The organism is Streptomyces cahuitamycinicus (genome assembly GCF_002891435.1).
Classification (GTDB): domain Bacteria; phylum Actinomycetota; class Actinomycetes; order Streptomycetales; family Streptomycetaceae; genus Streptomyces; species Streptomyces cahuitamycinicus.
Genome location: NZ_POUC01000290.1, coordinates 1 through 10528, shown reverse-complemented (window position 1 = coordinate 10528; position 10528 = coordinate 1). Strand labels below are relative to the sequence as shown.

General features: G+C 72.4%; 9 protein-coding genes and 1 pseudogene. 4 read left to right on the top strand and 6 right to left on the bottom strand.

Going from position 1 to position 10528, the window contains the following annotated elements; genetic code table 11:
* The coding region (locus C1J00_RS29920; RefSeq protein ID WP_102912112.1) for a glycerol-3-phosphate dehydrogenase/oxidase at positions 1–1250 on the bottom strand (1250 nt) is incomplete at its 3' end.
* Positions 1247–1864, bottom strand: a complete 618-nt coding sequence (locus C1J00_RS29915) for a TetR/AcrR family transcriptional regulator (protein WP_102912111.1) — start codon at positions 1862–1864, stop codon at positions 1247–1249. The genes C1J00_RS29920 and C1J00_RS29915, both read right to left, overlap by 4 nt.
* 65 nt (positions 1865–1929) lie before the next feature.
* On the opposite strand from C1J00_RS29915, the gene C1J00_RS29910 reads away from it, so the two are divergent.
* From C1J00_RS29910 to C1J00_RS47140, 3 genes are all read left to right on the top strand, one after another.
* Positions 1930–3528, top strand: a complete 1599-nt coding sequence (locus C1J00_RS29910) for an FAD-binding oxidoreductase (protein WP_180989738.1) — start codon at positions 1930–1932, stop codon at positions 3526–3528.
* A gap of 81 nt (positions 3529–3609) precedes the next feature.
* The gene (locus C1J00_RS29905; protein ID WP_102912110.1) at positions 3610–4491 is read left to right on the top strand and encodes a diacylglycerol/lipid kinase family protein; all 882 of its coding nucleotides are present in this window, start codon (positions 3610–3612) and stop codon (positions 4489–4491) included.
* A 446-nt stretch (positions 4492–4937) separates the two neighbouring features.
* On the top strand, positions 4938–6284 hold the full coding sequence (locus C1J00_RS47140) for a C40 family peptidase (RefSeq protein ID WP_245936561.1): 1347 nt from the start codon (positions 4938–4940) through the stop codon (positions 6282–6284).
* Between the two features lie 170 nt (positions 6285–6454).
* On the opposite strand, the gene C1J00_RS29895 is transcribed toward C1J00_RS47140, so the two are convergent.
* Complete coding sequence (locus C1J00_RS29895) at positions 6455–7978, bottom strand: alpha/beta hydrolase (RefSeq protein ID WP_102912109.1); 1524 nt, start codon at positions 7976–7978, stop codon at positions 6455–6457.
* A gap of 179 nt (positions 7979–8157) precedes the next feature.
* On the opposite strand from C1J00_RS29895, the gene C1J00_RS29890 reads away from it, so the two are divergent.
* Positions 8158–9117, top strand: coding sequence for a helix-turn-helix domain-containing protein (locus C1J00_RS29890; RefSeq protein ID WP_245936560.1), 960 nt, complete (start codon positions 8158–8160; stop codon positions 9115–9117).
* Between the two features lie 24 nt (positions 9118–9141).
* On the opposite strand, the gene C1J00_RS29885 is transcribed toward C1J00_RS29890, so the two are convergent.
* The 3 genes and pseudogenes from C1J00_RS29885 to C1J00_RS47130 form a co-directional block, all read right to left on the bottom strand.
* Positions 9142–9840 carry an ATP-binding cassette domain-containing protein gene (locus C1J00_RS29885; RefSeq protein ID WP_245936559.1) on the bottom strand — a complete coding sequence of 233 codons (699 nt, stop codon included), beginning with the start codon at positions 9838–9840 and terminating at the stop codon, positions 9142–9144.
* Between the two features lie 14 nt (positions 9841–9854).
* A complete protein-coding gene (locus tag C1J00_RS47135; protein ID WP_245936558.1) occupies positions 9855–10280 on the bottom strand; it encodes a hypothetical protein in 426 nt (141 codons plus the stop codon).
* 170 nt (positions 10281–10450) lie between these two features.
* Positions 10451–10528 (bottom strand): annotated as a pseudogene (locus tag C1J00_RS47130) (ubiquinone biosynthesis methyltransferase UbiE); the annotation flags it as partial.

Below are 10528 nucleotides of genomic sequence, written 5' to 3'. Positions count from 1 at the left end.
GGGCCGGCGGCCAGGCCGCGTGCGCCGCCCACGGCGTTCACGGCGTCCTCGTCCATCCGGCGATAGGTGGTGAGCTTGCCGCCGACCACACTGACCACGCCGTCCGGTGAGGTCAGTACCGCGTGCCGGCGGGAGATGTCGGCCGTGCGCGAGGCCGCGCCGGGCTGTGCGGTGGGGGTGGTGTCCAACAGGGGGCGCAGCCCGGCGAACGCGCCGACGACGTCGCTGCGACGGACGGGGACGTCGAGTACGGAGCCGAGGACGTCGAGCAGGAAGCCGATGTCCGTCTCTGGCACCTCGGGGACGTCCGGGACGGGCCCGTCCAGGGGTTCGTCGGTGAGTCCGACGTAGACCCGGCCGTCGTCCTGCGGCAGGACGAGGACGAAGCGGTTGGTCTCGCCGGGGATGGGGATGTGCAGACCGGCGGGGAGCGGGCCGATGTCCTGCGAGCGCAGGACGAGATGGGTGCCGCGCGAGGGCCGGACCCTGATGCCCTCCACGAGGTCACCGGCCCACACACCGGATGCGTTGATCACCGCACGAGCTCGGATCTCGCCCTCCGCGCCCGTGAGTTCGTCGCGTATGCGGGCCCCGGACGGGGAGAGTTCCAGGGCCCGGACACGGGTCAGGACGCGGGCGCCCCGTGCGGCGGCGGTACGGGCGAGGGCGGTCACCAGGCGGGCGTCGTCGGTGAGCCTTCCGTCCCAGGACAGCAGGCCGCCGCGCAGCTCCGCCGGGCGCAACGCCGGAGCCAGGTGCCGGGTCTCGACCGGGGAGAGCCGGCGCGGGGCGGGCAGTGTGGCGCGAGCCGTGTGGGCCGACAGCCGCAGCGCGTCGCCGGCCCGGAAACCGGCCCAGGCGAGAGCGGCCTGGCCGCGTGAGACGAGTCCGGTCAGGGGCAGCACGAACGGCTGGGCGCGCACCAGGTGGGGCGCCGTCCGCTCCATCAGCACGCCGCGTTCGACCGCGCTCTCGTGGGCGACGTCGAACTGCGCCGAGGCCAGGTAGCGCAGCCCGCCGTGGATGAGCTTGGAGCTCCAGCGCGACGTGCCGAACGCGAGGTCGTGGGCGTCGACGGCGACGACGTCGAGACCGCGGGCGGCGGCGTCGAGGGCCGCTCCGGCGCCGGTCGCACCGAGGCCGACGACCAGCACGTCCACCACGCGGCCGTCGGCCGCCTCGGTCAGGTCGCGGCTGCGCCGCGCGGCGGACAGGGAGGCCCCGGCGGCGGGGATGCCGGTCAGGCTCATGGGGTGAGGGTCCTCTCCAGAACGGTGCGCAGTTCGGCGAGGAAGGCCCCGCTCGTGAGCTCGGCGTCGTCCTCGTCGGTCATGGTGCGCAGGGACAGGGCGAAGGACTGCAGGACCAGCAGCACGGTCCGGGCCTGGCGTTCGGCGGGTGCCACACGCACCGAGCCGTCCGCGTGTCCCTCCCGCAGCGCCCCGGCGAGCAGCTCCAGCAGGGCCTCCTGGCTCGCGCCGCGGCGGTCCAGCACGTAGGGCAGCAGCAGTTCGGGATCCACGTCGACGATCTTCTGGAAGAGCGGGTGGGCGCGGAAGGCCTCCACACCCGCCACCAGGCCGTCGATCAGCGGCGGGCGCGTGCCCACCTCGGGCCGGCGCTCGGGCATGGCTCCGGTCGCGACGGCGATCCACTCGCGCGTCATGAGATCACCGACCAGGGAACGGACGTCGGGCCAGCGGCGGTAGAGCGTCATCCGTGAGACGCCGGCGCGGCGGGCCACGTCGGTCATGGTCGTGCGGCGGACACCGACGGCGAGGACGCAGTCCCGGACGGCGTCGAGCACCACGTCGTTGTCGGATGACTTGTGCTGGGCCAAGCTGTTGTGACGATTAGGCGTCATGTGTAACAGTGTAACGCCCGAGGCCGCTCCAGCGGCAACCCCGACGACCGGTGAGGACAACAGGCATGGACATGCTGTGGAACGGCTGGGGCGACCCGGCCAGGGCGACGCCGCTGCCCGACACCGTCACCGGGCTGCTGCGCGACTGGCTCGGCGTCAAGCCGCAGCCCACGGCATCAGCCCGGCTGGACGAGATCACGCTCTCCACGCCCGACCTGGAGAGCGCCGCGCTCCAAGCGCTGCACGCCGCACTCGGCGATCGCGCGGAGAGCCTCCGCACGGACACGGAGAGCCGCATCCGGCACACCCGCGGCAAGTCCACCCCGGACCTGCTGCGCATCCGCGCCGCCGACACCACCGACGCCCCGGCGGCGGTCGCTCTCCCGCAGAGCCACGACGAAGTGCTCGCCGTGCTCCGCGTCTGTGCCCAACACCGCCTACCGCTCGTCCCGTTCGGCGGCGGAACCTCCGTCGTCGGCGGACTCGCCCCCTCCGGCAAGGCACCCTTCGTCGCCCTGGACCTGCGGCACATGAACCGCATGCTCGACCTCGACCCCGTCTCCCGCACCGCCACCCTCCAGCCCGGCCTGCGCGCACCCGAGGCCGAGGGGCTCCTGGCCCAACACGGCTTCACCCTCGGCCACTTCCCCCAGTCCTACGAGTGGGCCACCATCGGCGGCTTCGCCGCGACCCGCTCCAGCGGGCAGGCCTCCGCGGGCTACGGACGCTTCGACGAGATGGTCCTGGGCCTCACCCTCGCCACACCCGAGGGCACCCTCGACACCGGCCGGGCACCCCGTTCGGCAGCCGGACCCGATCTGCGGCAGCTGATGCTCGGCTCGGAGGGCGCCTTCGGCGTGATCACCTCCGTGACCGTCCGCATCCGCCCGGTCCCGCGGACGCGCCGCTACGAAGGGTGGCGCTTCGCCTCCTTCGACGAGGGCACCGCCGCGCTGCGCCGGCTTGCCCAGGACGGCCCCCGCCCCACCGTCCTCAGGCTGTCCGACGAGACCGAGACCCTGATCGGTCTCGCCCAGCCCGAGGCCATCGGCTCCGCCGTCGAGCAGCACAGCGCCGGATGCCTCGCCGTCGTCGGCTTCGAGGGCACCGAGCAGGACACCGCGCGACGGCGGGCGGCCGCGGCGGCCGTACTCACCGACTGCGGCGGCGAGCTGGCGGGCGACGAGCCGGGGGAGCGCTGGGCACACGGCCGCTATGCGGCACCGTACCTGCGGGACTCGCTCCTCGAAGCGGGTGCGTTCGCCGAGACGCTGGAGACCGCCGCCTACTGGTCGCGACTGCCCGGCCTGTACGCGGCCGTCCGCGACGCGCTCACCACCACGCTCACCGAGAACGGCACCCCGCCGCTGGTCATGTGTCACATCTCGCACGTCTACGAGAACGGCGCCTCGCTCTACTTCACGATCGTCTCCGCCCAGGGCCCCGACCCGGTCGAGCACTGGACGCGCGCCAAGCACGCCGCGAACGAGGCGATCCTCGCTGCGGGCGGCACGATCACCCACCACCACGCGGTCGGCACCGACCACCGCGACTGGTACGTGCGGGAGGCCGGAGACCTCGGTGTGGCGGCGCTGCGGGCCGTCAAGCGACGGCTGGACCCGGACGGCCTGCTGAACCCCGGCGTGCTGCTTCCGGCGGACTGACCACACCCCGCTCGGCCCGAACCCGCACCACCCCTGACCAGACGTCAGCCCGGCACCACCCGTCAGCCCGGAGGCACATCGATGCGACAGTTCACCGCCGTCGTCAACCCCACCGCGGGCGGAGCCACCAGCGCCGCGGCGCTGCACAAGGTGGCCCGTCTGCTCCGGGAGGCGGGCGCCGAGCTGGAGACCGAGTACAGCCGCAGCCTCACCCACGCCCGCGAACTCGCCCGGCACGCCGGGGAACGCGGCCGGGTGGTGCTCGCCGTCGGCGGCGACGGGATCACCGGAAGCATCGGCGGAGCCCTCAGCGGCACCGGCGCCCTGTTCGGCATGGTCCCGGCCGGCCGCGGCAACGACTTCGCCCGGGCCCTGAGCCTGCCCGGCGACCCCGACGGCGTGGCCCGGGTGCTGCTCCGCGGCAGGCCGCGCGCCGTGGACACCATCGAGGTCACGTCGTCCGTCCACGCCGCCACCGTCGTGCTCGGCAGCGTCTACGCAGGCGTGGACGCACTGGCCAACCTTCACGCCAACCGCTCCCGGATGCTGCGTGGTTCGGCCTCCTACTACGCCGGTGCCCTGCGCGCGATCAGCACCTGGCGCCCTGTCCGCTACCGGATCACCGTCGACGGCCGGGACCACGCGTACAGCGGCTACACCGTGGTGGCCGCGAACTCCAGCTACTACGGTTCCGCGCGCCGCATCGCTCCCGAGGCCCGTCTCGACGACGGTCTGCTCGACGTCGTGATGATCCGCGACGCGCCGCGCCGGCTGTTCTTCACCCTGATGAAGGAACTCGACACCGGCGCCCACATCCAGCGCCCCCAGGTGCAGGTGGTGCGCGGCCGGGAGATACGCATCGAGGCCGACCGAGACGTTCCCTACGGCGCGGACGGCGAGATCGAGGCCGTCCTCCCGGTGACGGTCAGAGTGCTGCCCGGGGCCCTGCGAGTCCTGTGCTGAGACGCCGTTGAGGGCTGCTTCCTCACCTGAGGCGGAGGCGGTCCAGAACGATCCGCGGGATCGGTACGGCCTGATCGCCGAACCCGCCGAGCAGGTCGCCCCTGGCGTTTCTGCGGCTGCACCCGAGAGGCGCGGCGTTCTGCCTCTGCATCTGAGGCCCGCGCCGGGGTCGCCCAAGAGAGGGGTGAAGGTCACAGAGGCATATCAGGCAATTCGCGACTTCGATCTTCACGGAAGACTCACAAGTTGGTTAAGTTGGTTACAGCATGCACGACTTCCACCAAGAAGCAGGTGGCTCCGTGCGCTCTCGGACTGAAGGGGTGCCCTTTCCATGGCGCTGGATCGAACCTCGCGCCTCGGAGTGACCGACTTCCCGGGCAAGGCCAACTCCCTTGCCGCGGAGGCCCTCACTGCCGAGGCCCGGCTCTCGCAGTTGGCTGGTGCCCGTGTTGGCGCATGACGGCGAGGGGCCGAGCCCTGATGAGGTCCGGCGGCGGATCGACAGCCTCTACGACCGGGCCGAGAGCGACACCGGCACCTTCAACGCCACCCGTGCGGCCGCGATCCCGCGTCAGCGAGGCACGGTCGCTCGCGGCCGGTCCGAGAAGAACACGGAGCCGGCGGTCGGAGGCCTTGCCCGGCAGTGGTTCGACGTCGCCCGCGCCAAGCTGGGCCCGTCCGTGCCGGCGTGGCAGTCGGACGGGAAGGTGCCGGCCCGGCCCGACCGCGCACCCCAGGCAGCGCCGCCCGTGCGCCCGGCGGAACGTCCCGCGGAACTCCGCGCTCTCGAAGCGCCCCCGGCGCCCACCGGTCGCGCGTTGGAGCTGACCGGCGGATCAGCCCGGGCAGCGATCACCGAAATCCTCCCGGAGCTCTCCGGACGGCGTCCCGCACCGGCTGCGGCAGACGAATCCCGGCGGGGCAACGGTGCCTCGCCGGCCGATGCGCAGCCGGGGCTCGACGGCGACGCGGCGGCGTGGTCGCTGTACGAGCCCGCACCAGCGCCCGCACCGGAGTTCGGCCCGCCGTCCCTCGCGGCGCTGCCCGCCGTCCAGGACACTGACGCGGGCGCTTACCGGGTGGATCCTCCAACTGACGGGCCGCGGGCGTACGGTGCCGGTCCGGCGACCGGTACGACCGCACCGTACGCCACGCCTCTGTCAGCGGATCTCGCCATGTACCACGCTCCCGGTCCATCGGCCGCAGTGACCACCACGACCCGTGGCGCCGGTCTGCCCGACATCCCTGCGTCTGCCCTGGCGGCTCATGCTCCAGCGGTGCCCATGGAGCCGGCCATCGCATCCGCTCCCGCCGAGCCGGCGGTGACCACCGCCCTGACCGCCCCGGATGCCCTCACCGCACGTGAAACTCCCGCCACCGCCTACACACCCGGTGCCTACGGTGGATCCTGGCTGACGCCGCTCGCCGGCCCCAGCAGCCAGGCCCAACGGGTGATCGATTTCGCCCGCGCGCAGATCGGTCTGCCGTGCGTCTGGGGCGCGGTCGGGCCGGGATCGTACGACGCCGCCGGTCTCACCCAGGCCGCGTGGAGGACGGTCGGCGTCACGCTTCCCCGGACCATCCAGGACCAGTGGAGAGCGGGAGTGCAGGTCCCGCTCGCTGATGTTCAGGTCGGGGACCTGGTCTTCTTCCACGACGACCTCGGCCATGTCGGCATCTGGAGCGGCGACGGCATGATGATTCACGCTTTCGGGCCGGGAGCGCTCATCCGTGAGGAGTCGGTGTTCTTCGCCGGCCAGTCGGCGATCAAGGGCGCGATCCGCCCGGCTTGACGCCCTCACCGGCCGTTTGTTCACCGGCCGGTTGTTCATCGGCCGTTTGCTCGGCGGCAAGGCGGAGAGCAGGCGAACGAGCGCGGGCACGCGGACGAGGGGAAGCGGGCGAGGGGAAGCGGCCGAGTGACGCCGACCGATGTCACGCCATGATGGCGGCGGCTGGGGGCTCACCTGGTCAGGTGAGTGACCACCGAGCGCATCGCCCGGTGCAGGGCGGGGATCGTCTCCTCCGGCGCGTCGAGGGTTTCGAAACCGTGGTGGCCGTTGGGGACATCGACCATTTCGAGTCGCGCAGCGCTGTCGTACGCCGCGCTCACGAACGCATCGACGGTCGCGGCGATCTCGGGAGCCTCGCGCCCGGCGCGGAGAAGGACGATGGGCAGGGGGCCGGCTTGTTCGACCGCCCTGGCGGGGTGGAAGCGGCTGCCTGCCATGCCCCAGGCGGGAAGGGGCGCCAGGACGGGGTAGGACGCGGCCAGGCAGCGCAGCCAGGCGGGGGGTCGTGTCAGCCAGTCCGTCGTGAGGAGGCCGCCGCCGGAGAAGAACCACAGGGCGATCCGGTCGGCGTCCACTCGGGCGTCGGACCGCACCAGTTCCACCCCGGCGGCGACGTCCTCGGCGGCGCGGGCATAGTCCGCGACGTCGTGGAGGCGGTGGTCGAGCGTCGCGCCGACCATTCCCCGGGCGGCGGCCAAGCGGGCGTAGGCCACCAGCGTCGGCCACTCGCGCGGTCGCGGCCGTGCTCCCGCGGGCACGGGTCCGCCGTGCACGAAGACCACGGCCGGTCGCGGGCCCCCGCCGTCGGGGACGTACAGATCGACATGACCCCGGCGGTCGCGGGGCAGCTCGGGGACGCCCAGTGGGAACGGGCGCAGGTGGGCAGGCGCCGGTGCGTCGTCGCCGGCCGGCCGCAGACGGTGCCCGTCACCGGCCGCGGCCCGCAGCAGGACGTCGGCCAGCGCGTCCGGGCAGGACAGCATCGGCCAGTGCCCGGTGGGAAGTTCGAAGAAGGTGACCTGAGGTTCGGCCAGGGCGGCCAGCGCGGGGTCGCCGAAGTCGACGAGCCTCTGCACCTGGTCGATACCGGCGCCGTTCCGGGCGCACAGCACGCCGGTGACGGGAACCGCGGCCACCGCTCCGGTCAGCCGCAGCGGCTCAAGCAGAGTGCCCAGCGGCTGTGGCGCTGCCAGTGCCGTCAACCGCTCAAGGGCCGCCTCGCCCACGTCGGCGGTGCTGCCCCAGCGCTCCCACTCGTCATGCCGCGGTGGCGCCAGCACGCCCTCGCGCTCGCCGGCCTCGGCGCGTTCGGCCAGCTGCGCGCGCAGCGCCTGGTCCGGCACGGCGGCCAGCGCCGGAAGACCGTTCTGCGGCATCCCGCAGTCCAGGTACACGACGCGCGCGATGCGCTCTGCCCGCCGGTCAGCGGCGCCGAGCACCGGGTGGATCCCGTAGTCGTGACCGACGAGCACGATCTCCCGCCCGGACGTCACATCCACCGCGTCGATCGCCGCGATCACGTCCTCGATGTGCGTTTCCAGACCGACGTGCGCCGGCATGGCAGGGCGGGCCGGGTCGATGCCCGTCAGCGGGACAGCGTGCGCCGTGCTGCCCGACGCGCTCAGCCGCGCGGCCGTCTCCTCCCAGACGTGGGCCCCGGTGAACACACCCGCGACCATGATGAACACGTGCACAAAGTCCTCCCCGGACTCTTCGGAATTGTCGGACCTGTAGGACCCGTAGGACCTGTCGGAGCCGTCGGACCCGTCGGATTCTTCGGGTTCGCCTCAAGGCGCCGCGCCCGTCGCGTACGCCGTCGCCCGCAGGCCACCGTGTCTGCCTCGCCAGCGCACCAGTACCGTAGGAACTCCCCTTGAGGGAGGTTCAACTGTCTACGTCCAACGATCTGTTGTGGAGCATCGGCGAACTCGCGGAGCGCGCCGGTGCCACGGTGAAGACCGTCCGCTTCTACTCCGACCGGGGTCTGCTCCCGGAAGCGGCCCGCAGCAGTGGCGGGCACCGCCGCTACGGCCCCCAGGCACTGGAACGACTGCAGCTGATCCGCTGCCTGCGCACCCTCGATCTGCCCCTGCCGGAGGTACGCCGCATCCTCGAGGACGAAGAGGCAGCCGGCCGTGTGCTGGAGAACGCCCTCGACAGCCGCCTGCGCGGACTCGGCAATGAGCTGAAGGTCCTGCGTTGGCGGGAAGCGGCACTCCAGCTGGTGCGGGACTGTCCGCCGGCTCAGCGCGCCGGTCGGCTGAGGCTGCTCAGCGCGCTGAGCACCCCGCCGAGCACCGCACCACTGGCCAGATTCTGGCGCGCCTGGCTGCCGCCACGGATGCCGCGCCCGGCAACGGCGGCATTCCTGGAGGTGGCCGTCCCCCAGCCGCCCGACGAACCGTACCCGTCCCAGGTACTCGCCTTCGCCCGGCTGCACGCGATGACGACGGCGCCCTGCCCGGACGGTCGGCAGCCCCAACCTGACGTGCACCGAGCAGCAGGGGCCGGTGGCGCCGTCCTGCTGTACGCGGGCCTCGCCGAAGCCTTCGAACTCGCGGCTCCACACCTGCGCCGGGCACACGACCCCCATCCGGGTGAGGCCCTGGACGCCTACGTCGCTGCATACGCCAGTGCCTTTCGCAGCCGCGACACCCCTGAGTTCCGCCGCTTGCTGGCCGCCCGGCTGTCGGCCGAGGCGCGCCTGAACCAGTACTGGGAACTCGCCGCCGTCGTCGTGACTCCGCCCGGCAGCCGCCCCCGGCCGACCCCGGGCTCCGCGGACGACTGGCTGCGCGAGGCACTGCGGTTGCACAACGCCAGAACCGCGTAGGTCGCGGACGGGCCTGCAATCTTCTCAACGGGCATTCTCAGCAGGGGCGTCCCCGACGATTGCTGCGTAACCGCCCGCCTCTCGCAGAGCCTGCGGGGATCCGAGGAAGACCTTGCGGGATGCGCAGAGCACGATTGCGCTGTCGCAGCAGGCGTGCACATCCTCCATGAGGTGGGTGGCAAGCACCACGGTCGTGGTGGCGTTCAGCTGCCGGAGCAGGGCGTGGAGGCGGTCGCGCTCGGCCGGGTCGAGGCCCGTGGTGGGTTCGTCCAGCAGGAGCAGTTGAGGATTGTTCACCAGGGCTTGGGCGATCCCGACCCGGCGTCGCATTCCGCCGGAGAGGGTGCGGTACTTGGCGTCCATGCGTGAGGTCAAGCCGACATGGTCCACGGCGCGTTCCACCGCGTCGGTGGCACCGCGGTGGGGCATGTCCTTCAGCCAGGCGGCATAGCTGACGCACTCCCGTACCGTGAAGCCCCGGAACATGCCGAACGTCTGGGGCAGGTAGCCGAGTCGGCGTCGGATCTCCAGGCGTTCGGCGGGACGCCGCGGATCGCGCCCCAGCAGCTTCAGCTCGCCTTCCACCGCTGCTGCGGCCGTGGCCAGGACGCGCAACAGGGAGCTCTTACCGGCTCCGTTGGGGCCGAGCAGGGCATGGACACCGTGCCCCAGGTCCAGATCGAGGCTGTCCACAGCGGTGGTGCGGCGGTGCCGAACGGTCAATCGGGTGGCGCTGATCACCGGGACCTCAGATCGTTGAAGGAGTGCCGCCGAACGACGAGAAGGGCACCCAGCACGCCGGACGCGACTCCCCACACGAACTGGGAGCCGCCGTCCAACAAGTTCTTGAGCACATTGAGCAGCACGGTCCCGTAGGAGCTGATCTTGCCGTCCTGGCGCAGGGAGAGGCGGGCGATGGCGGCGATCACCAGCAGCCACGTACCGCTGGTCACGACCGCACCGAGCGTGCAGCCGATGTAGGAACCCAGGATCAGCGTGACGAGCGTCAGCGCCAGGCTGGGCACCAGCCAGGCGGCCGCCCATGGCGACACGCCGACGCCCGCCATCGCGGCGACGAGGAGCAGGGGAAGGCAGAGGGCGAGTACGACACCTGTGCGCAGCATCAACAGACGCAGTCCGCCGGCCGGAGTGCTGCGGATCACCGGTGCGAAGGGATCGGCTCTGCCTCCGTAGCTGGCCGCCACCCAGGTGAGAGGCAGAAGCGGTGCGAGCAGCAGCAGGAAGGGGAGGGAGTCTTCCTCCCCGGCTGCCGCGGCGAACCAGGCGGCTGCCGTGCAGGTCCCGGTGACGGCGAGCAGCCACGGCCAGCGCAGTCCGGGTAGGAGACGTTGCGGAACAGGTAGGCGGCGAAGACGGCGTCGAAGGGCCCTTCGACGCCGTCTTCGCCGGC